At 59.9% G+C, this 23,790-nt stretch carries 17 protein-coding genes and 1 pseudogene; 9 read left to right on the forward strand and 9 right to left on the reverse strand.

All coding sequences use genetic code 11. From position 1 onward, the window contains the following. The first annotated feature begins 260 nt into the window (after nt 1-260). From ACUYMZ_RS17605 to ACUYMZ_RS17625, 5 genes are all read left to right on the forward strand, one after another. Complete coding sequence (locus ACUYMZ_RS17605) at nt 261-683, forward strand: nucleoside 2-deoxyribosyltransferase (protein ID WP_426004157.1); 423 nt, start codon at nt 261-263, stop codon at nt 681-683. Continuing rightward, nucleotides 680-1,765 (forward strand): thymidylate synthase, encoded by a 1,086-nt coding sequence (locus tag ACUYMZ_RS17610; RefSeq protein ID WP_481604893.1) that lies wholly within the window; start codon nt 680-682, stop codon nt 1,763-1,765. The genes ACUYMZ_RS17605 and ACUYMZ_RS17610 overlap by 4 nt, the downstream gene beginning before the upstream one ends. A 75-nt stretch (nt 1,766-1,840) precedes the next feature. Further along, on the forward strand, nt 1,841-3,097 hold the full coding sequence (locus ACUYMZ_RS17615) for an MFS transporter (protein ID WP_481604894.1): 1,257 nt from the start codon (nt 1,841-1,843) through the stop codon (nt 3,095-3,097). Beyond that, the gene (locus ACUYMZ_RS17620; RefSeq protein ID WP_426004162.1) at nt 3,090-4,334 is read left to right on the forward strand and encodes an ATP-grasp domain-containing protein; all 1,245 of its coding nucleotides are present in this window, start codon (nt 3,090-3,092) and stop codon (nt 4,332-4,334) included. The genes ACUYMZ_RS17615 and ACUYMZ_RS17620 overlap by 8 nt, the downstream gene beginning before the upstream one ends. A gap of 101 nt (nt 4,335-4,435) precedes the next feature. Beyond that, nucleotides 4,436-5,611, forward strand: coding sequence for an ATP-grasp domain-containing protein (locus tag ACUYMZ_RS17625; protein ID WP_481604896.1), 1,176 nt, complete (start codon nt 4,436-4,438; stop codon nt 5,609-5,611). Between the two features lie 118 nt (nt 5,612-5,729). Here the strand turns inward: ACUYMZ_RS17625 and ACUYMZ_RS17630 are convergent, their stop codons facing one another. The 7 genes from ACUYMZ_RS17630 to ACUYMZ_RS17660 all read right to left on the reverse strand — a co-directional run bounded on the left by ACUYMZ_RS17630 (nt 5,730) and on the right by ACUYMZ_RS17660 (nt 13,261). Then, nucleotides 5,730-6,968, reverse strand: coding sequence for a Gfo/Idh/MocA family protein (locus ACUYMZ_RS17630; protein ID WP_481604897.1), 1,239 nt, complete (start codon nt 6,966-6,968; stop codon nt 5,730-5,732). A 25-nt stretch (nt 6,969-6,993) separates the two neighbouring features. Next, complete coding sequence (locus ACUYMZ_RS17635; RefSeq protein ID WP_481604899.1) at nt 6,994-7,737, reverse strand: ThuA domain-containing protein; 744 nt, start codon at nt 7,735-7,737, stop codon at nt 6,994-6,996. A 1-nt stretch (nt 7,738) separates the two neighbouring features. Beyond that, nucleotides 7,739-8,842 (reverse strand): Gfo/Idh/MocA family protein, encoded by a 1,104-nt coding sequence (locus tag ACUYMZ_RS17640; RefSeq protein WP_481604901.1) that lies wholly within the window; start codon nt 8,840-8,842, stop codon nt 7,739-7,741. Nucleotides 8,843-8,887: 45 nt separating this feature from the next. Further along, nucleotides 8,888-9,787 (reverse strand): carbohydrate ABC transporter permease, encoded by a 900-nt coding sequence (locus tag ACUYMZ_RS17645; protein ID WP_144661301.1) that lies wholly within the window; start codon nt 9,785-9,787, stop codon nt 8,888-8,890. Then, a complete protein-coding gene (locus tag ACUYMZ_RS17650; protein WP_481604904.1) occupies nt 9,784-10,755 on the reverse strand; it encodes a carbohydrate ABC transporter permease in 972 nt (323 codons plus the stop codon). The genes ACUYMZ_RS17645 and ACUYMZ_RS17650 overlap by 4 nt, the downstream gene beginning before the upstream one ends. Nucleotides 10,756-10,757: 2 nt before the next feature. After that, complete coding sequence (locus tag ACUYMZ_RS17655; protein ID WP_481604906.1) at nt 10,758-12,068, reverse strand: ABC transporter substrate-binding protein; 1,311 nt, start codon at nt 12,066-12,068, stop codon at nt 10,758-10,760. Between the two features lie 197 nt (nt 12,069-12,265). Beyond that, the gene (locus tag ACUYMZ_RS17660; RefSeq protein ID WP_481604909.1) at nt 12,266-13,261 is read right to left on the reverse strand and encodes a LacI family DNA-binding transcriptional regulator; all 996 of its coding nucleotides are present in this window, start codon (nt 13,259-13,261) and stop codon (nt 12,266-12,268) included. 235 nt (nt 13,262-13,496) lie between these two features. Here ACUYMZ_RS17660 and ACUYMZ_RS17665 point away from each other — a divergent pair, with 235 nt between their 5' ends. Continuing rightward, nucleotides 13,497-14,144 carry a hypothetical protein gene (locus ACUYMZ_RS17665; protein WP_481604911.1) on the forward strand — a complete coding sequence of 216 codons (648 nt, stop codon included), beginning with the start codon at nt 13,497-13,499 and terminating at the stop codon, nt 14,142-14,144. Between the two features lie 487 nt (nt 14,145-14,631). On the opposite strand, the gene ACUYMZ_RS17670 is transcribed toward ACUYMZ_RS17665, so the two are convergent. After that, nucleotides 14,632-15,597 (reverse strand): YaaC family protein, encoded by a 966-nt coding sequence (locus ACUYMZ_RS17670; RefSeq protein WP_481604914.1) that lies wholly within the window; start codon nt 15,595-15,597, stop codon nt 14,632-14,634. 1,266 nt (nt 15,598-16,863) lie between these two features. Then, nucleotides 16,864-19,587, reverse strand: a complete 2,724-nt coding sequence (locus tag ACUYMZ_RS17675; protein WP_481604917.1) for an nSTAND1 domain-containing NTPase — start codon at nt 19,585-19,587, stop codon at nt 16,864-16,866. A gap of 483 nt (nt 19,588-20,070) precedes the next feature. On the opposite strand from ACUYMZ_RS17675, the gene ACUYMZ_RS17680 reads away from it, so the two are divergent. The 3 genes and pseudogenes from ACUYMZ_RS17680 (at nt 20,071) to gcl (ending at nt 23,784) form a co-directional block, all read left to right on the forward strand. Further along, nucleotides 20,071-20,874 (forward strand): hydroxypyruvate isomerase family protein, encoded by an 804-nt coding sequence (locus ACUYMZ_RS17680; RefSeq protein ID WP_481604920.1) that lies wholly within the window; start codon nt 20,071-20,073, stop codon nt 20,872-20,874. Nucleotides 20,875-20,975: 101 nt separating this feature from the next. Further along, nucleotides 20,976-21,872: pseudogene (locus ACUYMZ_RS17685) on the forward strand (2-hydroxy-3-oxopropionate reductase); the annotation flags it as partial. Between the two features lie 136 nt (nt 21,873-22,008). Beyond that, nucleotides 22,009-23,784, forward strand: coding sequence for a glyoxylate carboligase (gcl, locus tag ACUYMZ_RS17690; protein WP_481604922.1), 1,776 nt, complete (start codon nt 22,009-22,011; stop codon nt 23,782-23,784). Nucleotides 23,785-23,790 lie beyond the last annotated feature (6 nt).

Consider the following 23,790-nt stretch of genomic DNA (forward strand, 5'->3'; position numbering starts at 1 on the left):
CCCCCGACACGCACGACATAGGACAGCTCCAGCACCTAGACCACCTTCGAGCACCACCTATTTTGACCCTTTCCAGTACCTAATTTGCCCCAAAACACCACCTAGTTTCGGTTTTTCCGCTCACGAGGACATCGGGGAACAGAAGCTGAAGCTATCGGCATTCTCGATCTAGGCACGTGCGAAATCCGTCGTTTGGACTTCAAACGACCTTGAAAGGGGTCACCGAGAAGCCCTTCCACACCGAAGAAAGGCGAAAGTCTATGAAAAAGTATTACTTTGCCGGCTCCATCAGAGCCGGGCGGAGCGACGTACCCACCTACCGGCGGATCATCGATCACCTCCAGACCACTGGGGATGTATTGACCGAACACGTCGGCGACTACTCACTTTCTCTGAAGGGTCAGACGGAGCATACCGACAAGTTCATTCACGATCGTGACCTTGGCTGGCTGCGTACTTGCAAATGCGTCGTCGCCGAAACTACAAATCCCAGCCTCGGCGTGGGATATGAGATTGCATGCGCCCTGAACTGGAACATCCCAGTCATCGCTCTACATCGTCCTGAGCGTTCATCGCTTTCAGCAATGATCGCCGGCGCAGATGGTGTCGAGGTTATCGAATACGACGACCTCGATGCCGCGCTTCGCGAACTTGACTCCGCACTGGAACGGGTGACCAAATGACTCAGTACCGCAACCTATCAAGCGCCCTCCAGGGTGCCCTCACAGAGATCGAGACCACTGGTTCGGAAGTCCTTGCGCGGGGGCAGAACCAGCGTGAGATTATCGGCTACCGCACCACCATGACGTCACCCCAGGAACGCGTTGTAGTTCTCCCTGGCCGGAAGAACAACATATTCGCCCAGATAGCCGAAACCCTGTGGGTGCTGGCTGGACGGGATGACATGGACTTCCTTTCCCGGTATCTCCCCCGGGCAGTCGACTTCTCCGACAACGGTACGACGTGGCGAGCGGCATACGGACCTCGGCTGAGGAAGTGGAATGGCCAAGTTGATCAACTTGCAGGAGTGCTTCAGCGTTTCCATGAAGACATCAACACTAAGCGCGCCGTGGCGTCGATCTACGATCCGGCCTCGGATTTCGTCGATTCCAAGGATGTTCCCTGCAACAACTGGTTGAACTTTATCCAGCGCGATGGGCGGCTCCACTTGAACGTTTCAGTTCGCGCCAACGACGCCATTTGGGGCTTCTCGGGCATCAATGTTTTCGAGTGGAGTGTGACTCTGGAGCTCATCGCTGCGTCACTAGGCCTGGCTGTGGGAGAGTTGAATTGGTTTGTCGGCTCTATGCACGTGTACGAGCGCCATTACTCTGTGGCCCGGCGGATCACGAGCAACGCCCCGGTCGAAAGCCCGTATCACTACGGCGTGCGATCATTGCCGATTCTGTCAACGCTGGACGCATTCGACCACGGCATTGTCGGCCTCCTTGAAGTGGAAAGCCAATTCAGGCGCGGGAATTATTCGGCCACGGTTGACCTAAGTGATCCTTTCCTTGATGGCTGCGAACAGATGCTGAGGATCCACAACATGCACCTGAACGGAGTTTCCCAGACACAGATTGTCGATGTGATAGGACGACTGCCAGCATCGGACTTCCGGATCGGAGCCATTGAGTTCTTTGCACGCAAGTGGGATCTCGCCGCTTTCCGTGAGTTGTCGCTTACACCCTCCGAACGGGCCTTCTTGAGCTATCACGCGAATCTCGTTGTCGCTGAGAACCTGCTCCACGAAGTGTCGGTCTAGTAGTGAGCTCCGTGAACTACTTCGATCCGGGTACTTATGGCTCCTGCTGAGACCGAACACACACATATTGGTTCCTTGGGCGAGCGAATTCGCACGACGATGGGGTTCCCTTCTGTCCGTGGACGAGGACTGTTCGTAGGTTCGACGGTGGTCGACAGCCTCGCAAATGGTGTCGTCTTTGCCTTCCTGCTCATCTACTTTCAACAAGTGACGGCTGTTCCGCTGGCGGAAATCGGCTTTGCAATGACGACTGGACGTCTGGTCGCCCTTGCAACGCCGCCGCTTGCCGGCATGGCCCTTGACCGCTGGTCCCCCCGGAAGGTCATCGTCCTTGGGAACTGGATTTCCTTCGTGGGCGTTGGCGTGGCAGCATTCGCTACGGATTTCTGGGTGATTGGAGTCAGTCAGCTACTCATCCAGGTTGGTATGAACCTGTACTGGACTAGTTCCAGGAGCCTTGTAGCGATCGCTGCACAGGGCGAAGAACTGCCCCGCTGGTTTGCACTCCTCGGCGCGCTCCGGAACGTTGGTACCGGGGTGGGCGCGGTGGTCGCATCCTTATTTCTTGCAGTCGATTCCCCCGTCCTGCTGCGGTCGCTGGTGGGTGGCAGCGCCTTTGCCTTCGCCATCGCGTCCATTCTGCTGCTGGCCTGGAACATGTCATCAATGGAGCAGAAACACAGGTCCGAAAAAGCCAGGGACTTCACAAGCCCGCCCGAATCTCCAGGAAACCGGGGATATGCCGCAGTGCTCACAGACAGTCGCTACATGCTGCTGCTGGCGCTCAACCTTGTGTTTGTGCTCGCGGCGATGGTCCTTCCACTCTTGCTCGCGGTATGGGTCGTCGACATTGCCAGGCTCGCACCAGGGTGGGCCGGTGGTCTCATCGCGGCTAACACGCTATGCGTGGCTTTGCTGAGCACGGTTGCAGTACGACTAACCGAACGATTCCACCCTGCGTCCCTGCTCATTGGGGCTTTCGCCCTGAACGCGCTATCACTGATTTTGTTGTGGGCCGCCGGTGCCAACAGTGGAGGTCTAGCGGCCGTACTCTTCCTCACTGTGTTCATCGTGATCTACAGCGCTGCGGAGATGCTGAGCACGCCGTACATGAGCGATCTGAGTGTTTCGATGGCTGATTCTGCACACTCGGGTCGCTATCAGGGCGCGTTCCAGTCGTCATGGAGTCTCGGAATGGCCATGGCACCAGTCCTTTTCGCCACGCTACTTCAGTTTTCACCAAACCTTCTCATGGGGATTCTCACTGTCCTATGCCTGCTTTCCATCCTCGGATGCTTCCTGTTGAAACGAAAGATCGCTCAAAATGACTAATTTTCCTAAGGATGCAATCGCAATCTTAGAACCATTTGGCAATGCCTCGCGGCCTCTCGCTGAAGCGGTTGTCAAAAGAAACCTACGACTAATCACAGTCACCCAGCAGGATGTCTTGCCAAAGCTCGACGCCAAGGTGATTGCATCGTCCGACGAAATACTCCTGGTCGACTTTGGTAGTCCGAGCGTGGTCGATGACATTCAGGCTCAGCTCAGCGACAAGGGGGTTGTGGGTTTGATAACAGGCTGGGAGTTCTTCACCGGGATAGTGGCCGAAGTCGCTTCGAAGCTCGGCCTTCCGGGAAACCAGCAGGAGAAGTCTAATGCTGCCCGGAATAAGTGCATGATGGCCGAGGTCTTCCTCCAATCAAATGTTAAGCATGCCAAAACTGTGGTCGCAGCCGATGCCGTCAGTCTACTGGAGGAGATTTCCTCGGCTGGACTTTCCTATCCATTAGTCATAAAACCAGCAGAGAATGCCGGCTCTGTTGGAGTGACAATCGTCGAAAAACCCCACGACATCCCCGAGGCTGTTAGGGAAGCCCAATCCTTCCCGTTCGAATTTCCCCATGGTTTGCCACTCGACATTCGGATACTTGCCCAGGAGTATATTGGCGGTCTTGAGTACTCCGTTGAATCGGTGGCCTTTCGGGGCAGGATCAGCCACGTGGCAGTAACCGGCAAGAGCACCACAAAGGGGAACCGCCGCGCCGAGCTCGGACATGTAATCCCCGCAAACGTGTCCGCCCATGACCTGTCTGAAATCCATCGGTCAACCACGGCAGCACTGACAAGTCTTGGCTTTACCGACGGTGTAGCGCACACAGAAGTGAAGGTATGGAACGGCGAAGCGTGGGTCATAGAAGCAGGGCTGCGACCAGGAGGAGACTACATCATCAAGCTAGTTCCCCTTGCTACCGGAGTGGGTCTGGCAGAGGCGTACGTCGACGTAGCGCGGGGCATTGCGCCTGACCTGGAGCCTCGCCCTGTGTCCCGCACAGCAGGAGTTCGGTTTGTCGTACCGGACCGTGTGGGTACTGCCGTGGTCTCGGCACCGTTCCCTGTCCATCCGTCCCTAGTTGAGGGGGATTATCTCGTAGCCAACGGCGAGGCCGTCTCAGATGGTGTCGATAATATTTCTCGCTTGGCGTATGCGATTGTTGCTTCCAACACTATGGACGAATACGAGCAGGAAATGCGGTCTGTCCTGGATCGCGTCAAGGTCGGCGTCGTCTAGTGGTTGGTCTTGCTTTCCTGCGATCCATCGAGGTCGGACAGGCACTCCCCCATCTCTCTGAGTGCCATGACTGGCTCATCGAGCAAGGGCTAACCAGCCACTTGATCTATTCTGACGGCGACGTCCCGCCCCGCTTGTTCAACGGCGAAACAACCCGGCTGCCGGATTCCGGCGGCTTGGTCGACTTTGTCCAGGCATTCGAGCGCATCGTACCCCCGGGCGGGGTTGGCGTAAGCATCTCCATCCCCGACGAGAATGTGGTCCGTGATGCGGTCTTGGCGGACTCGCAGGCCCCGCGGAGGCGGACGATTCTCGCGCCGTCAGTTTCTGCTGCGCTAACTCTCTCAAGCAAATGGGAAACCAAGCATGCGCTGACTCGGCACGGTATCACTACCCCAAGAGGCTTTTACGTTGACGGCGATTTACTGGCTGGTCGGGCTTCAGTGCAGATGGAGTATCCGCCTGCGCTTAGGGCTTTAGCGCAGGATCTGACGTTCCCAGTGCTGGCAAAACCGGTCTGGGATTGTCTAGGCAACGGGATAGTTAAATTGGATGACAGCGAGTGCCTCAACCAATGGCTCAACGCCGGCGGGATGAACGTTAATTGTGTCATTGAAGAACTCATAGACGGCGAACTGTGCTCAATTGAAGTCATTTCCGACGGTACGACTGTGCTGATGCAACCAGTTGTATGGAAAGGACCCACGATCTCCCCCGGAAACTTCGCCTTTGAACAGGTCCGATGGTCTCATTCCAGTGTTCACATGGACACCATCGAGCCCGTGCTCGCAAGTCGGATACGCGAGATGTGCCGAACGGACGGACTCAGGGGAGCTTTCGAATTCGAGTTCATCGCAACCCCTAGAGGGTTCACATGCATCGAGGTGAACCCTCGGGTCTCCGGTTCCACAGCTATGTCAATTTGTGCCTCCGGAGTCAACACTTACATCGAACTCTGCAAAATAGCCCTCAGCGAATGGTGCCCGCCAGATAAGCCCGAGCCAAGAGGGTACACAGCACTTCAGTTTCCACTGGCATCGGATGAACCCAACGTTCAAGACTTCAAGGGTTCCACGGCCGAGGCCCTGAGAGTCAGCACCTTTGTGGTTGACGGTCAGTTGTATCCAACGGCTCTCATCCGCGTTAGTGACGATCAGCTGTCAGTGTTCCTCGAATGGTGTCGAAAAGACGGTTCAAATCTTGTTTCGCAGGACACCTGCGACCGTCTGGAGTACGCCTACGAAAGAAGGGCGGCATATATCGACGATGGGGGCTAACGACCAGCTGCGAGAGGTCGTGGGGCGGCGTTGAGCTAAACGGCATAACTCGCCCGCGCTTTAGAAAGAAAATCAGCCCGAGCCGTGAGGCGAGCGGGCTGATCGTGATGAAGAAACACTACCGTATTGAAGCCGTCGGCGCGGACTGATCTCGCGCAGCGTCGGCCACGGTTGGCGGTAGGGCTTTGCCTCTAGCAGGTTCAGCGCCCTGTGGAACCCCCGTCACCACGCTCCTGTTCCGTGCAGACTCCTCGACGGCGGCCAGCACCCGCTGGACCTGCAGCCCGTCGTCGAACGACGGCGACGGCTGGCTTCCGTCGCGGACGGCAAGCAGGAAGTCGCGGACCTGGTGCGTGAAGGTGTGCTCCCACCCAAGAACATGCCCCTGCGGCCACCATGCCTCGAGGTACGGATGCTCCGGCTCGTTGACCAGGATCCGCCGGAACCCCTGCTCCCGCACGGGCAGCGTGGCGTCCAGGAATCCAAGTTCGTTCAGGCTCTCCAGATCGAACGTCAACGAGCCAAGGGAACCATAGATTTCAATCTTGAGTGCGTTCTTCTGGCCGGTAGCCACCCGTGACGCTTCCACGGAGGCACTCACGCCGCCGGTCAGCCCCAAAGTGGCCCACGCGGCGTCGTCCACTGTCACTTTCTCCGGGCCCGACGGACCGGGCCGTTCGGCAACAAAGGTCCGCAACGTGCCCGTCACCTCGGTAACCAACTGCCCGGTGAGGTACTGGACCTGGTCGATGGCGTGGGAAGCGATATCGCCGAGGGCGCCGGAGCCGGCCGTCTCCTTCCGGAGCCGCCAACTCATAGGAGCTTCGACGTCGGAGAGCCAGTCCTGCAGGTAGGCGGCGCGTACGTGCCGAACGGTTCCCAGACGTCCTTCGGCAATCAGTTCCCGAGCCAAGGCGAGCGCCGGAACGCGCCGGTAGTTGAACCCAACCATCGACTGCACACCCCCCGCCCGAGCCGAAGCTGCCGTAGAGGCCATCAACTCAGCCTCTCCCAGCGTGTTGGCCAGCGGCTTCTCCACGAGCACGTGCTTCCCGGCTTCCAGCGCGGCGATGGCAATCTCGGCGTGCATCCAGCCCGGAGCGCAGATGTCCACGATGTCGATATCGTCCCGTGAAATCACGGAACGCCAGTCAGTAGCCGATTCCGCCCAGCCGTATTTGCCGGCGGCCTCGGCCACCGCCAAGGCGTCCCGGCCAACCAGCACTTTCTGCTCGAAGGCCGGGACGTCGAAGAAGCTCGCCACGTTCCGCCACGCATTCGAGTGGGCCTTCCCCATAAAGGCGTAACCGATCGCGGCAACACCCAACGGACGCCCCACGGGAAGAGAAGTGGTCATGATCAAGCTCCATGGATAGAAAGACCTACGCGAACCAGTCCCGCGAAGGGTTGGAAACCTCGGGCGCCTCACGGAAGACACCCGGCTGCGCCACCCAGCGGACGCCGTTGGCGATGACCTTCTGGATCTGCGGCTGGTGGTACACCGGGTACTCCTGGTCGCCCGGGCTGAAGTAGAAGATCCGGCCCTTGCCGCGCGAGAACGTCACGCCGGAGCGGAACACCTCTCCCCCGGCGAACGAGCTGATGAAGATCAGGTCGTCGGGCTCCGGGATGTCGAACAGTTCCCCGTACATTTCCTGCTGCGGGATCACGATGGGACTTTCAATACCCGCTGCGATCGGGTGCGACGGCTTGACGGTCCACACCAGCTCACGCTCGCCCTCGTTGCGCCACTTCAGCGAACACGTGGTCCCCAACAGGCGGGTGAAGATTTTCGCGAAGTGCCCGGAGTGGAGCACCACCAATCCCATGCCGCCGAGCACATGACGCTGCACGCGCTCCACCACTTCGTCGGCGACTTCCTCATGGGCGATGTGCCCCCACCAGAGCAGCACGTCGGTCTGAGCGAGAACTTCTTCCGAGAGCCCGTGCTCCGGATCAGCCAAGGTAGCCGTCGTGATTTCGGAGTCCGGGTAGAAGCTGCGCAGGCCTGCGGCGATGGCGCCGTGGATCCCCTCAGGGTACATCTCGCCGATGGTGGCAGGCTCGTTGCGGGCCTCGTGGACGCCTTCGTTCCAGACGACGATCTTCAGTTTCGTATCGGACATTTCAGAGCCTTACTTCGCGTTGTTCCTGGGCGGATTTGTAGCAGGCGTCGAGCACCAGCGCACGGCTGAGGGCAAGCGATCCGTCATGGCTTCCCCAGACTGTCTCGCCACCGCGGACGGCGGCGATGAAATCGTCGACGACGGCCTGGTGCGCCTTCCCGGGTTCGGCCACTACCTCGAAGTCGGCATTCTGGCCGTCCTTCTCGGTGAAGATGTGCACGTCCGCGACGGGCGTTTCGGAGGCGCCGATCGAGCGCAAGTCCGCTCCGCCGTCGGTCCCGTAGACGGTGAAGTCCAGGAGGTCCCGCTCGTCGCGGTAGGTGGCCCAGCCCGCTTCAAGGATCAAGGTCCCGCCGCCTTCCAGCCGGATGAACGCGGAGGCGAAGTCCTCCACTTCAAACTTATGGCTGGAGTTCGACGCCGTATACCTCGCGTTGCCGCCGAGGCCACGCGGGCCAAGTTCGGAGTGGGTCGACGCTGAAACGGCCAGGACCTTCGGCTCGCCCAGCAGGTGCAGCGAGTAGTCCAGGACGTGCACGCCGATGTCAGCCAACGGGCCACCGCCGGCGAGCGCAGGATTGGTGAACCAGCTGCCGAGCATCGGAATGCCCTGTCGGCGGAGCCAGGAAGCCTTGGCGTAGTAGGGACGGCCGAGGGTTCCCTCGTCGATCACGTTCTTGAGCGCCTGGATGTCGCCGCGGCGGCGGTGGTTGAACGCGACGTCGAGGACGCGGCCCGCCTTACGGGCGGCATCAACCATCGCTTGACCTTCGACGGCGTTGCGCGCCAGGGGCTTCTCGCTCAGCACATGAAGGCCCCGCTCAAGCGAAGCAATCGCGATCGGCGCGTGGAGGAACGTCGGCACGGCGACGCTGACGGCGTCGAGGTCCTGAAGTTCGATCATGTCTTCCCATCGCGCGAACGCGTGCGGAATGCTGTACTCCTCCTTCAGCTGGGCCAGGAGCTCTGGTTCCATACCCGCGACGGCGACAATCTCGACGCCCTCGATGTTGCTGTAGGCCTTGAGGTGCTGCTGGCCGGCCCAACCGATGCCCACAACTCCCACCTTGAGGGTTGCGGCGGGGACCTGCTGCTGAATGCTCACGTTATTCCTGTTCTTTCTGGGTTTCTTGACGGTTTTGAAAAACTGTTAGCCCTTGACCGCACCGGCGGTCATGCCGGACACGATGCGCTTCTGGCAAAGGAGCACCAGAATCACGAGCGGGACCGTGATGATCACCGATGCCGCGCTGATGGTGCCGAGGGGTTGATCGAACTCGCTGGTTCCGCTGAAGAACGCGATCGCAACCGGTACTGGCCGGGCTTCCGGCGAGGTGGTCAGTGTGACGGCCAGGAGGAATTCGTTCCAGACCGAGATGAACACCAGGATCGCGGTGGTCGCCAAGCCGGGCACCGCGAGCGGAAGGATGACCTTGCGGAACGCGGTAAACGGCGTGGCGCCATCCATGTACGCCGATTCCTCAAGCTCCCGCGGGATCTCCTTGAAGAACGAGGTCAGCGTGTAGATCGCCAGGGGCAGGGCGAACGTCAGCTTCGGGATGATGAGGCCCAGCAAGGTGTCGTACAGCCCGATTTCGCGCCAGATGGAGAACATCGGGGCCGCGATCGCGATGGCCGGGAACGTCGTCACCGAGAGGATCAGCGTCAGGATCATCGCCTTGCGGCGCATCTTGAGCCTGGCCAGCGCGTAGGCGGCGAACGAGGCGAACACCAGCGCCACGGTTGTAGTCACGACGGCGATAATCACCGAGTTGCGCAAGGCCAAGAGGAACTCGGGGTTCTGGAAGACAACCAGATAGTTTTCCAGAGTCGGCTGGCTCGGGAAGAGCTCGCCCTTGGACAGGCTCGCTCCCTTCTTAAGGGAGGTGTTGACCAGCCAGTAGAAGGGGATGAGCGAGAAGCCCATGACCGCGACGACGAACACCCACACCAAGGGGTGAAGTTTCGCCTCCCCACGCAAGCGGCGCTTCGGTGACTTGCGCCCGGTGGCGGGTGCCGGCGTCGTGCGTTCTGCCGTCAGCGTGCTCATTGCTCCTCCTTCGCGACGTCGCGGATGTTGCCGCCGCCGAAGCGGATGTAGATGACCGAGACCACCATGACGGTGATGAAGGTCAGGATGGAGAGGGCCGAGCCTTCGCCAACGAGCCGGTTTTCGCGGAGTTCGCCGTAGGCCAGCATGGACATTGATTCGGTGCCGTTGGCGCCGCGGGTGAGGACGAACGGCAGGTCGAACACGCGCAGGGCATCCATGGTTCGGAAGATCGCGGCGAGCACGATCGCGGGGCGCAGCAGCGGCAGGGTGATGTGGACGAAGGTCTGCCACTTGCTGGCACCGTCGATTTCCGCGGCCTCGTAGGTTTCCGAGGAGATGACCTGTAGGCCGGCCAAGATGATGAGTGCCGCGAACGGCGTCGTCTTCCAGACGTCGGCGAGGACGATCACCGCCATGGCGTAGCCGTGCTCACCCAGCCAGACGACGTCGCCGCCCGGCAGCCCGAGTGCGGAGAGGACGTTGGTGACCAGACCGAGGTTGGGCTGGAACATCGTTTGCCAGGTGATGGCGCTGACCACGGTGACGATCGCGTACGGCAGCAGGACCACTGTGCGCAGCAGCGCGCGGCCCTTGAACGCGAGGTTGAGCAGCAACGCCATCGCCGTGCCAAGGATCAGTTCCAAGGTGACCGAGAGGCCCGCGAAGAGGAATGTCTGGCCGAATGCGGCCCACCATTCGTGGCTTGCCAGGGCGTTGATGTAATTTTCTAGGCCGACAAACCGCGAGAGCCCGGCCGTGCGGACGCTGTACTGGTTCAGCGAGAGCCAGATCGCGTAGCCGATCGGGACCGCCGCCACGAGGGCCATGAGGATCAGCGACGGTGCCGTCATGCGGAAGGCGAGTCGACGTTCGGCGCGGTCGCGGCCTGACACGCGGGCGGGGGCGCCGCCTGGCGCGGGGCGCTTTGACGCCCCGCGACCGGGTTGGAGGGTCTTGATGGCCATGACTAGAAGCTCGACTTGGCCGCAGCGACTTCGTCGGCCATCTTCTTCACGGCGTCCTCGGTGGAGGTGGTGCCGGAGAGGACGGCGTAGACGTTCTTGTAGATCGCCTGCGAGATCTGGGGGTAGACCGGGGAGATCGGGCGCGGCTTGGCGCCCTTGACCGAGGCGAGGAGTTCGGTAGCGAACGGCATCTTCTGCAGTACCGCGGCGTCCGAGTAGGCAGCCTCATTCACCGGGGCCTGCGAGTAGTCCATGGCGACGTGCTTCTGCCAGTCCGGCGTCGTGGCGAAGTCGATGAAGGCAACCGCCCCGGCCTGGTTGGTGGAGTTGGCCGAGATCGCCAGGTTCCAGCCGCCGAGCACGCCCGAGGCCTTGCCGCCTTCCCAGGCCGGCAGCGGTGCGACCGCGAAGCTGGACGCGAGCGGCGTCGCGTTCAGCAGGCGGTACACGTGCGGCCAGTTGCGCTGGTACCCGAACTTGCCGGACTCGTAGGCGAGGCGGGCCGGGTCCTCGTTGTAGGTGAGGACGGCGCGGTCGGCCGAGCCGTTCTTGAGGCCGTCGGTCATGAAGTTGAGGACGTCGCGGGTTTCCTGGGAGTCGATCTTGACGTTGCCCTGGTCATCGAGGACTTCGCCGCCCGCGCTGTAGAGCATTTCGAGGAAGTTCACCGTGAGGCCCTCGTACTGCTTGCCCTGGTAGACGAACCCATTGCCCGGGGCCTTGCCGGCCTCTGCGTAGAGCTGCTGCCAGGTCTCCGGCTTGGCTACCTTGTCCTTCTGGTAGTAGATCAGGCCGGCATTGGTGAAGAACGGCGAGGCCCAGTACTTGTCCTGGTACTTGGTGGTTTCCACAGTGGAGGGAATGAGCCGGTCCTTGTTGGCTTCCACCAGCTTGGTCTGGTCCAGCAGCCAGCCCTGCGATGCGAATTCGGAGGTCCAGATGACGTCCGAGATGAAGATGTCGCACTCGGTGGACTTGCCTTCGAGTCGCTGCACAATCTGCGTGCGGGCCTCGTCCGTGGTGGCGCCGATCTCGGTGTACTTGGCCGTGACCTTGCCGTTCGCCTTGGTGAACGCCTCCGCCGTGCCCTTGTAGATGCCGCTTGCGTCCTTGACGCCGCAGACGTTCACGGCGCCGCTGGCATTAGCGCCCGACGACGGATCGGCAGCTGCCGCTTGTTCCGCACCTTGGGGAGCTGCTCCCCCGCCGCACGCGCTGAGGAGGAGGGCTGCGGCTATGGCTGTGGCGGCGAGGGTCTTGCGGGGTTTGGCATTCTTGTTGTGGAGCGGGAGAGCAGGTCGGTTCAAGTCCACAAGTGGCTCCTTTGGTGACTGTGGGAATGTTCAGTGCGGCGCTTTGGCTGTTGCGCGGTCCTGAGTTTGGCTTCGTTGCCGGGTGCTTTGGTGAGTGGTGGAATCGATTCCAAATACTGGTTTGAAAAAAGGCCTCGCGGCCCATGGAATCGATTCCAAAGTAGTTTTGCAGTGGTTGCTCGTGGCTGTCAACCCTTTTATTTGGTGGAGTCCCGGATGACGAGTTGGTGTGGGAAGAAGGTCCGGCCCTTACGGTGCGCGCCCTCGACCGTCATCCGCTCCAGTAGCTCGGCGAAGGCCGCTCGGCCCATCTCGTAGGCCGGCTGCCTGACTGTGGTCAGCTCGGGGACGCACATTTCTGCCTGGGCGGAGTCATCGAATCCTGCCACGGCGACGTCCTGCGGGACTCTGAGGCCGGCGTCGGAGAGCTCGCGGACGCAACCGGCAGCGACGACGTCGGTCCCGCAGAAGACGGCGTCAGGGAGGTCTTTGGCTTCCAGGAGTTTCTTCGTGAGGTTGCGTCCGGCATGGAAGCCGAAGTTGCCTTCGCCGAGGAGGACCCGGTCTGGCTCCAGGCCGCTCTCCTTCAGGGCTTGGCGGAAGCCTTCTTCCCTGAGCCGTCCCGAGCGGGCACCTCTGTGGGCGAGCATGGCCAGCTTCTTGGCGCCTGTGTCTATGAGGTGTTTGGTGATGTCGTAGCCTGCCTGGCGGTCATCGATGGACACCCCGAAGGCTGCTTCTGCGTCCACGATTTCACAGACCTGGATGACGCTGAGTTGCTCGGCGACTGTGTTGACGTCTTTGTCCGGCATGGTCGGCGAGAAGATCACGAGGCCGTCCACTGATCCGTTGCGGAGCATATCCACGAGCTGCTGTTCGCGGTCCCGGTCTCCGTCTGTGGCTGCAATGAGGCTGACGTAGCCGTTGTCCGCGGCTGCGTCTCCTACGCCCCGGAAGACTTCACTGATCACGAGGGAGTCGAGGTTCTTGGCGAGCGCGAGGACCCGCATTGTGCGGTCTCTTCTTAGGTCTCGAGCCGAGGCAAGAGGACGGTAGCTGAGCTCCTTGATGGCGGCGTTGACCTTTTCCTTTGCCGCCGTACTGACGGCCGGGCTCCCGTTCAAGACACGCGAGACCGTCCCCACGGACACACCCGCAGTCCTGGCGACGTCCTGAACTGTCGGCCGAGCCATTCGATTGTCCTTTCCCGAGCAGATAACGTGGTCCTTGCCGCCACGCCCCCACCGCGCCCCCGGCGCTCCTCAGCTTAGCCGCCGAGCGCCCAGAGACGCTTGACTACTTACAGGACTTGCGCCGCCAGCTCCCACAAACGAAATGACGTAAGAGTTTCACCCTGAGAAACCGACGACATAGACTGCCCATAAGCTCAGCCTGCCGGTGGGCCTATCGCCGTTTGGAAGGTTTCGATTGGACCCGCTTGAATTCATTGCAAACCTCATTTCGTCAATTGCATGGCCAGTGGTTGTGGTAACGCTCGGCCTAGCGTTTCGCAAAAAGATCCGTAAGATCATCGGCGCGATCGCCACACGCATTGAAGACATGACTGAATTTACTGGCCCCGGGAGTGTCAATGCAAAATTCAGCGAGCGAATCCGCGAAGTCACAGAAGTTACTTCCAAGCATGGCACCATTGGTTACTCAGGGCCGGAAACCGGCTCGAGTGAAGATGACAATGGCCATTCGCCGGCCGCCCCATCCAATGATTCCGGGCACAACCACCCGCCCCTCGACATCGCACACATGTCTCCCCGACATGCCGTACTTGAGGCATACATTCCGCTAGAAAAAGCGGCCTTCGACGTGGTTGAGAATCTTGGGGGTGCCCGGAAGGATCTCCAGATGATGCTTAGGAACCCGGTAGCAGCACTTCGAAGAATACAACAAGTGCCTAGCGATGTGGCCGCCTCGGCCGCAGAATTGAGGCACCTACGGAACCAAGCAGCCCACCAAGAAACATTTACAGTAGACCCGGCGGTTGTTGTCGATTACGTATATGCAGCGCAAGATCTGACGAAGCTGCTGGCTTCTTTTGCAACGAAGGCAAACAATCACTAGCGCCAAGCGGCCAAACCGTAGCTCCTTCAACCGGGCTGTTGGGGATCTTTCAGAAGGCGGCGCCGACTAAGCCCGTTGACCTAGCCTTAGAGGGGCATCACGCTCTCCCGCTCGTACGGGACGTCTTCAGTTCGAGCCTCGACGCCCGCAAATGGCATGGCCATAAAAGACAAAAGCGCTCCTCAGGGGAAGACCCACCACCTAAACACCCATTCCTTCCTCGTGGGATTCGCTTAAGCTTTCAAGGGTGGCGAGTCCATGCAGAATCAGCTTGGCAGAGCACCTGGAGGGCAGTAAGGACATTTCACTGCACCCATGTGCCTGGGTGGACCGATCGGCGATGGTGGACCGCAGCATAAGTAGTTTACAGAACATGCACAATTCCGCTCTGGGTAGACCCATCGCTACATTTCCATAGAAGGTACCGCTCCATTTTCAGCTGGCTGATTGACTATAGGGCAATCACAGCCTCCTACATGCTTCCTAGCTAACCGGCTTCAAGTGTTGCATAAATGTATGTCGGTATAGCTTCTATTGCCTTAGTCAAAAACGTCTCCAAGGGTACTGCCAGAGTTGAACGATTGACGTTAAGAACCTCAGTCCACAGAACAGGTTTGTAGCGCGTAACCATAGACAAGGCGTAGAGAACAATCCACCAGGTCAAAAGCGGGTCCAGGGTAGATTTGGTATCACCGCATGCTGGCATCAGAACCGTGCTGTTACCCAGACGGCGATGAGGTTCCATGCCTCCTTCATAGGAGAATACGGCTTCATCGGTTCTAATACCTCCGTCTTCCGAGTAGCTTCCTCCCCCGTACTTCAGCAGTTTGGCGCTGGCCAACTCTGGATATTTACTTCTCAGCCAAGCGGCATCATCCATCATTTCTTCGCTGGTAGCCTGAAGTGTGAGCGTAGTTGTTACGTCATACCCACTGCGGCTGTAGGGTTTGTGCGTCCACCGAGGTTCATTCAGGTCCCCCACGGGGAAGTCGAGGTGCACTTCCGGAATCATGTGCCATAGCTCCCTCAACGTGACAGGAGTTGATAAGGCTGAAGAGTTAAGAATCGAAGCCAATCGGCCGTACGAAGTATCATCCCCGCCATCTCCTTTTAATTGAATATCCCAGAAGGAAGTGGCCTTTGCGGATTCGAGGTTGAGGACACGAAGGCCATGGCCGCTCACATTTGGCGATTTGCCCGCATTTTTTGGAGTAAGAGCAGCCGAGATCGCTCTTCCTGCTTGCGAGAGCCCATAATAAAGGTTGAGCGCTCGTGACTCGTATCCAATACGTGCAGCCGCTTCGAACTGCTGTTGGGCTTGCTCGAGAGAGCTAGTGAAGAGTGTTCGGCGAGATTCAGACATAACAGCCGGAGGACTCGCCCGGAGAACTCTAATTCGACGCCAAGATTCCTCCGGTGAGTCTGATTCCGTCTCGAAGATTCGTTTCGGCATGCTGCAAGTGTCGCGGATGAATAGGAATTAACGAAATTAACTACCCCGGGTTCATCACTTGGGGAAGCGCCGTTGTTTCCTGCACTTCATGGCTGGGGAATCATGCAAGGAGTCTTGTTGCCTCGCGCCTCGCAGGATGCATTCGGAACTTCAGCAACAGCGGCCTTTCCTCGCGGGCTGGCGGAAGCGGCGGACAACATTAAGTCGTCGAGCGCGGCGTCATTGACGGGTAATCAATCGCCCTGACTTCGCCTGAATGAAGTCAGTCATCCATCGCAAACCCTGTAGAAGTAACCCAATTCCGTAGGACGGACCGGCCCATCCAGGCGCACCTGACTGCGGGTCGATGCTCTTTAGACTTGTTGGTCTCCCTGGCCTTATACCTTGGAGCATGGCGGACAGACTGTACGAGGCGAAGAGAATTGCGGACAAGCCGGTCACATTCTCTCGTGTGATCACATCTGCCGCCTAGCCCCGTTGAGACGCCGGGCCTGTTCCACCAAGGTGCACCGAAAGTTAGTCCTTGCGTCTCAGGAAGGCACCAAGCCAATCAGTATCAGGATGACGCAACCCCAGCTGCGCGCTGAAGGACGCTCCAGTCTGTGAAGCCGCCGATAGTGGGCTTGGGGGGAGGTGGCCACCGTTCTTGAGAACACGCCACGCGCCAAGCCTCGGCACCCATTCTTCCGCTGAGAACTCATGTTTGCCGCCTGGGGTAGGGACTCTGAGACGATAGCCATGTGTCGTGAATCCCCTCCGGAACATCCTAGGCGTCTCCCACACCACGCCACAGTAGACGTTCTCCCACCGGCCTTCGCGCGTTCGTTTGAGGGTAAACTCAATTCCCGGGTGCTCCGGCCCCCACACTTGAACCTGCGGGGTCAGAACTTCGAAGTCACCTTCACCCCAGACAGCGCCGGTAGCCCCGTAGCGTAGACCGGGACCTACGGAAAGAATCGTGGAGACCAAGTAAGACCGGATCTTACGTACGGCCAAGCCGTCTGCGGCTTGGCCGGGGATTTCTTCGGAGCGCTCGACATGTAAGAACTCCAGCCCCGCAGTTGAGGTGGAGTGACGCTGGAGCGCAAAGGTGCGCCAGGCGTAAGCCAAACTAGCCATCGCTACCAAAAGAGCAACGAAAGCGACAGCAAGGTTCGCGATCTCAGGGAGCGTCATGAACCCACGTCACCCATCATTAGTCTGCCCCTTGCTCCCCAAAATGTCGTGGCCAGATGTGCAGGAGCTACCGCTGACCGTCTGCAATCGCTATGCACCCGCTTCATCGCTCGTGGCTCGCGTCTTTTCGTTGCGTGACCGCCTCTTCGTGCTTATGCCAGCTGCTCGTGCCCAAGCGAGGAAAGACTTCCCAACGAGTTCCTTCGTAGATTCCGTCCAATTCGTCTCATAAGCCGCCTCGAAGATGGCGCCCATGTCCTGGGGGCGTATGGAGGGGTCTGTCCGCAGTGCCTTTAGCGCTAGTGCTCCGCCTCGAACATTTTCAAGAAGAGTGAGTAGCTTGGCCTTGTCTATCTCACCATTCGATACCAGCCCAGGTGACACTTTGGCCGATGTTCCGTCGTTTCCTGCTATCTCCACTGCACCCAACGCCACAAGCTGGGTGAAGTACTTCCGCTTCTCTTTCGGGATGTCGATACGATCATTCTTGGAAGTTTTCAACATGTCGATTGCTGGCCCTGGGGCTGATGTCGGAAACTGGCCGCCCTGAACAATCGATGGGGACTTGGACGTCAGCGATCCAACCCCCGGGCTTCCCTCAGGGGCAATTGTGAATCCTCCGCCTTGGCTTATTGCGAGACCTGCATACTCTAACCACGCCGCGAAAGTACGAGCATACGTCGCCCAAGTATTCGGTGTACCTTCCACAGCCGGAAATGCTTCCCGTAGCCGAGTTGAGAAGGCCGGGATCTCCACGACACCTTGGCCACGTTCACTCAAGTCCAGAAACGCGCTATAGGCCCGATGTCTGCGCAAAGCTACCGCCACTCGCTGCCGCAATTCCTGCTCAGGATCTGCAGCGTTTATGGCTTCGGGAATAAGCGAAACGTGGCCTCCCACGTAGGAGGCAAGTCCAAGCTGCCGCAACTCACGCGCGGAGTTCCAGACGACGTTCTCTGTCGAATCCCAAGCCTCCACAAGCTCTGCTGTAGGGGCACTTCCATCGTGTGCCAGTAGCTCGGAGACGAGTCGCGCAACAGAATTCGGCGACTGTCGGAGGATGTAAGAGTCTTCGATGGGAACACGACCGGTGTTGAGGTAGTCGCGGAAAATGTCCCAATAGGTGTCGAGCTTCTCACCGACTTGGACAATTAATCGTTGGTTCAGGAGCGACTGAACGAGGCCCGCGCTGAACCTCTCCGTGACTTCGCTTGCCTGAACGGGTGCGAAACGAGCCACGAAGTTCAGAGCCTCTCGTTCCTTGGGGCTAAGAGCGCCGAGATCTGAATCAAAGAGGTCTTGAACGTTCAATGCCTCACCAATGAGCTGTTCTTGGGTCTTGTTTCCCTTGAGCTCACCAATGACGTGGCCTGAGAGCTTCTTGAGGAGCCACGGAAGGCCTTGACTGTACTCCCGCAGACGTTGACGCAACTCCCGCGACAACTTCATCGAAACTTCACCTTCGAGACGCCGAAGGATTGTGTCAACTTCCCTATGACCGAACGGGAGAAGATGGACGACCTTAGAGGCATCACGGATCTGGTCCCTTAGCTTGTAAGGGTGATTCTCGATCCAGTCGACGTAGTCCGTCTTCCACGCGAACCCAAAGGTCACATGGGCGGGGTTCTCAGAGTTCCAGAGAGCTGCATCACGGAACTCGCTGGTCAGTGCAGGATCCGAGAATACATTCTCGAATTGATCAAAGATCACCAGTAGGTTTCCTGGCTTAGTCCAGTTGCCATCCTCCAAGGCACGCAGGGCCCCGCTGGTGGTGGCCCATGCTGCGTCTTTGGGGAGTACCAACAAGCCGTCTTTCTCCGCGGCTACTGCAGCACGTCTGAGAGCAGCAGCCACATAGGACGGGGAGTTGGCGGTCCTTGTATCGAACACCAGAGCTTGCCCGACGTTCTTAGACGCTACTTTAAGGGCCAGAGAGCTTTTCCCCCACCCGGACTGCGCGTTGAGCACGAAAGGACCGCCTTGCGCACTCAGATGCGATTCAAGCTGGCGTAGTGGGTCCGTCCGTCCAACGAAATATTTGGGTGAGGCAGGCAACTGATACTCGAAGTCCGAACGCGAGCCGTGTACCTCGATGACTACGGGCGTGGAGGGCGGCGGGGTGACCACTGCTGGAAGCTGGTGACCCTTTATCTCGACAACAGGTAGTCCCTGCGTGTAAGGGTGCTCCTGTAGCAATTCAAGCGCATCCGGGCTTATGCCTCCGGACTTAGCCTTGACAAGGACTTGTGATGCTGTTCGCGTGGTGGAATCGATCTGCAGGGCAGCGCAATAAATACCGCTCTCATGGACCACGAGGGCGTGGTCGCTTACGGAATCAGTATCGATGGGCGATATTATCCGCCGGCTCTTTAGGAGTTCCCATATTTTGACGGCCGTAAGAACCTGGAAGTTGCGATCTTTACCGGAGATGCTCTTGGCCTTTTCGGTCGCGTCCGAGGTGAGACGAGGAAGGGCGAAGAAGAAGCCTTTCAAGCTCGAGTCCCCGTCCAGGCGTTCGGCGGCCAGCCGTCCATAGAATGCAGTGAGTAGCCCCACGTTAATGTTCGAAGTATAAGCCTTGCACTCCGCGATGGCTCGAGCGCCGTCTAATTCGTTCTCTATCGAAATGTCGAGCTCAACACCCTCACTCGTGACATTGAGATTCTCTGTGGTCGGGGCCTTGTATCCCAGGTGATGCAAGACCTGGGCCATGAACTGCTCAAAGAGGTGCCCGCGTCCATTGGAGCGTGCACTCGACGAGTCCCCTGGCGTAAGAAGGACGAGGATTGGATCCTTCACAACAACTTGGCTCATTGCCCCCAACTAACGTCTCGTTTGAATTCAATCAGCATAGCTACCTGCGCTAGGTACGCAGGTAGGCAAGCGCACTGCGCTGACAGATCCTGACCCTGACAGGGGCGAAATTCCGGGTGATTAGCAGTTTTGGGGTAGATAACGGACGTAACGCTTGTATAGGCGACTGCATCAGACATTCGTGAGGTCAGATCATAGAGCCGCGACAGTCGATCGCCCACCTATCAGTTATAGCGGCAAGGATCTTGCTTCGACGAGCCAGCATTGCGCCCGCCCACCGAACCTGGCGTGCCGGTCGCACCGGATGCTGGTATCCCAAACTCCCACCTCCCCACCCACCCTCTTGACTCGCACCCCCACCTTCCCTAAACTTTTCATAAAGCAGAATCTAAATTCCACAAAGCGGAAACCTTAGCCAAGCATCACGGCCAACAAGAAGCACACGGGAAGATAGATCAAAGCCCCTCCTCGGAAGGACCTACGATGACGTACACAGTGAACTGCTCCATCCTCCTGACGGAGCTGCCCTTGCTCGAGCGCCCCGCCGCCGCGAAGGCAGCTGGTTTTGACGCCGTCGAGTTCTGGTGGCCCTTCGAGACCTCCGTCCCCACAAACGCCCAAGTAACCGAGTTCGAGAACGCCATCAAGGACGCCGGCGTTCAGCTCACGGGTCTGAACTTCAACGCCGGCAACATGCCCGGCGGCGACCGCGGCCTCGTCTCCTGGAAGGGACGTTGCTCCGAATTCAAGGACAACATCGACGTCGTAGCCGGCATCGGTGAGCGCTTGGGCTGCAAGGCCTTCAACGCCCTCTACGGCAACCGCCAGGACGAGTTCACCCCTGAAGAGCAGGACGAACTCGCCGCCAAGAACCTGGCCGCAGCAGCTGCCGGCGTCGCACGTATTGGCGGAACTGTCCTCCTCGAGCCGGTGAGCGGCGCACCCAAGTACCCGCTCCTCACCGCCGAAGACGCACTCAAGGTCATCGCCCGCGTCAAGGCTGAATCCGGCGCACAGAACATCAAGCTCCTCGCCGACTTCTACCACCTGGCAGTCAACGGCGACGACGTCGAATCCGTCATCGAGAACCACGCCAAGGACTTCGGCCACATCCAGATCGCCGACAACCCCGGCCGCGGCGCCCCCGGCACCGGCACCCTCCCCCTCGGCGAGTGGATCGCCCGCAGCCGCGAACTCGGCTACGAGGGCTACATCGGTTTGGAATACAAGGAACCGCAGGAGACGGCATTCAGCTGGGCCATCCGCCAGCGCGCCAACGCCAACTAAGCCCCGCGCACCCAACTAAGTAGCAGAAGAGCGCGTTTAGAACGCTCAAAACGCGCACAAATGCGACCTAGTTGGGTAAGCACACCTGAGCTAAAAAGACTTTCAGAAAGAGAACCACAATGAGCAACGTTGCAGTCATCGGCCTCGGAATCATGGGCCTTCCCATGGCCATCAACCTCGTCAAGGCAGGCCACACGGTCACCGGCTTCAACCGCAGCCAGGACAAGATCGACAAGCTCGTCTCCGAAGGCGGCCAGGGCGCCAGCTCCATCGCGGACGCAGTCAAGGACGCCGACGTCGTCATCACCATGGTGCCGGACTCCCCCGACGTTGAGGGTGTAGTCAGCGGCAAGGACGGCGTCTTCGCCAACGCGAAGAAGGGCACCCTGTGGATCGATGCCTCCAGCATCCGCCCCGACGTCGCCAAGCGCCTCTCCGAAGAAGCCGTAGAAGCAGGCATCCGCCCCCTCGACGCCCCGGTGTCCGGTGGCGAACAGGGCGCCATCGACGCCGTCCTGTCCATCATGGTCGGCGGCGACGCAGCAGACTTCGAGGCAGCACAGGATGTCCTCAACGCAGTGGGCAAGACCATCGTCCACGTCGGCCCGTCCGGCTCCGGCCAGACTGTCAAGGCAGCCAACCAGCTCATCGTCGCGGTCAACATCCAGGTCCTCGGCGAGGCCATCGCCTTCCTTGAGGCCTACGGCGTAGATACGGACGCAGCACTGAAGGTCCTCGGCGGCGGCTTGGCCGGCTCCAAGGTCCTGGACCAGAAGGGCCAGAAGATGCTCGACCGCAACTTCGACCCCGGCTTCCGCCTCGCCCTCCACCACAAGGACCTGGGCATCGTCACCTCCGCAGCCCGCGAAGCCAACGTCGCCGTCCCGCTCGGCGCCGTCGTCGCGCAGCTCGTCGCCGCAACCGTCAACCAGGGCGACGGCGGCCTCGACCACTCGGGCCTTTTCAAGCAGGTCCTCCAGCTCAGCGGCCGCAACTAACTAACCAAGCGGCCCCAAAGGCACTAAGCACCAAAAACCAGGGAACCCGCCGTCGTGAATTACGACGGCGGCTCCCTCACCACACCCTTTTTCCGCCCCGAATGCGGGGCGAACCCAAGATTTCAAGGAGCACACCATGGCTAAGATGCGCACCGTTGACGCGGCGATCGCCATCCTGGAAAAGGAAGGCGCCACCGAGGCGTTCGGCCTGCCAGGCGCAGCAATCAACCCCTTCTACTCCGCAATGAAGGCACACGGCGGTATCCGCCACACCCTGGCCCGCCACGTTGAAGGCGCCAGCCACATGGCCGACGGCTACTCCCGCGCAGCTGATGGCAACATCGGCATCTGCATCGGCACCTCCGGCCCTGCCGGCACGGACATGATCACCGGCCTCTACGCGAGCTGGGCTGACTCGATCCCCATGCTCTGCATCACCGGCCAAGCTCCGGTGTCCAAGCTGCACAAGGAAGACTTCCAGGCCGTGGACATCGAGTCCATCACCAAGCCGGTCACCAAGTTCGCCATGACCATCCTGGAGCCGGGCCAGGTTCCCGGTGCTTTCCAGAAGGCCTTCCAGGTAATGCGCTCCGGCCGTCCGGGCCCGGTTCTGCTGGACCTGCCCATCGACGTGCAGATGGCCGAGATCGAGTTCGACATCGACGCCTACGAGCCCCTGCCGGTGGAGAAGCCCAAGGCTTCCCGCAAGCAGCTGGAAAAGGCCCTGGACATGCTGACCTCGGCCAAGCACCCGCTGATCGTTGCCGGTGGAGGCATCATCAACGCCGGCGCTTCTGCACAGCTGGTTGAGCTGGCCGAGCTGCTGAACGTTCCCGTGATCCCCACCCTGATGGGCTGGGGCGCCATCCCGGACGACCACGACCTGATGGCAGGCATGGTTGGCCTGCAGACCTCGCACCGCTACGGCAACGAGACCTTCCTGCAGAGCGACTTCGTGATCGGCATCGGCAACCGCTGGGCCAACCGCCACACCGGCGGCCTGGACACCTACACGGCCGGCCGCAAGTTCGTTCACATCGACATCGAGCCCACCCAGATCGGCCGCGTGTTCTCCCCGGACCTGGGCATCGCCTCCGACGCCGGTGCAGCCCTGGACGGCCTGCTGAAACTGGCCCGTGAGCGCAAGGCTGCAAGCACCCTGCCGGACTACTCCGCATGGGTTGCCGAATGCCTGGAGCGCAAGGGTTCCCTGCACCGCAAGACGCACTTCGACAACGTGCCGATCAAGCCGCAGCGCGTGTACGAAGAGATGAACAAGGCATTCGGCAAGGACACCACCTACGTGTCCACCATCGGTCTCTCGCAGATCGCCGGCGCCCAGATGCTGCACGTGTTCGGCGCACGCAAGTGGATCAACGCCGGCCAGGCAGGCCCGCTGGGCTGGACCGCTCCCGCCGCTTTGGGCGTGGTTCGCGGCAAGCCGGGCGAGAACGTCATTGCACTCTCCGGTGACTACGACTTCCAGTTCATGATCGAAGAGCTGGCCGTGGGCGCTCAGTTCAACCTGCCGTACATCCACGTTGTGGTGAACAACTCCTACCTGGGCCTGATCCGCCAGTCCCAGCGCGGCTTCAACATGGACTACCACGTGTCCCTGGGCTTCGATAACATCAACTCCCCCGAGACCATGGGCTACGGCGTGGACCACATCAAGGTGGTTGAGGGCCTCGGCTGCAAGGCCATCCGCGTGGAGAACCCGGAAGACATGCCTGCCGCCTTCGACAAGGCCAAGGCACTGCGCGACGAGTTCAAGGTTCCGGTGGTTGTGGAAGTGATCCTGGAGAAGGTCACCAACATCTCCATGGGCCTGGAAATCAACGCAGTGAACGAGTTCGAAGAGCTGGCCGAGTCGGCAGAGGACGCCCCCACCGCGATCCTCGCCAAAGCGTAAGTAACA

The sequence above is a fragment of the Arthrobacter sp. T572 genome (assembly GCF_056780115.1).

Coding starts and splice junctions, on each gene's coding strand:
- ACUYMZ_RS17605 (WP_426004157.1), top strand. CDS start 261: ATGAAAAAGTATTACTTTGCCGGCTCCATCAGAGCCGGGCGGAGCGAC.
- ACUYMZ_RS17610 (WP_481604893.1), top strand. CDS start 680: ATGACTCAGTACCGCAACCTATCAAGCGCCCTCCAGGGTGCCCTCACA.
- ACUYMZ_RS17620 (WP_426004162.1), top strand. CDS start 3,090: ATGACTAATTTTCCTAAGGATGCAATCGCAATCTTAGAACCATTTGGC.
- ACUYMZ_RS17630 (WP_481604897.1), bottom strand. CDS start 6,968: ATGACCACTTCTCTTCCCGTGGGGCGTCCGTTGGGTGTTGCCGCGATC.
- ACUYMZ_RS17635 (WP_481604899.1), bottom strand. CDS start 7,737: ATGTCCGATACGAAACTGAAGATCGTCGTCTGGAACGAAGGCGTCCAC.
- ACUYMZ_RS17645 (WP_144661301.1), bottom strand. CDS start 9,787: ATGAGCACGCTGACGGCAGAACGCACGACGCCGGCACCCGCCACCGGG.
- ACUYMZ_RS17650 (WP_481604904.1), bottom strand. CDS start 10,755: ATGGCCATCAAGACCCTCCAACCCGGTCGCGGGGCGTCAAAGCGCCCC.
- ACUYMZ_RS17660 (WP_481604909.1), bottom strand. CDS start 13,261: ATGGCTCGGCCGACAGTTCAGGACGTCGCCAGGACTGCGGGTGTGTCC.
- ACUYMZ_RS17670 (WP_481604914.1), bottom strand. CDS start 15,597: ATGCCGAAACGAATCTTCGAGACGGAATCAGACTCACCGGAGGAATCT.
- ACUYMZ_RS17675 (WP_481604917.1), bottom strand. CDS start 19,587: ATGAGCCAAGTTGTTGTGAAGGATCCAATCCTCGTCCTTCTTACGCCA.
- ACUYMZ_RS17680 (WP_481604920.1), top strand. CDS start 20,071: ATGACGTACACAGTGAACTGCTCCATCCTCCTGACGGAGCTGCCCTTG.
- gcl (WP_481604922.1), top strand. CDS start 22,009: ATGGCTAAGATGCGCACCGTTGACGCGGCGATCGCCATCCTGGAAAAG.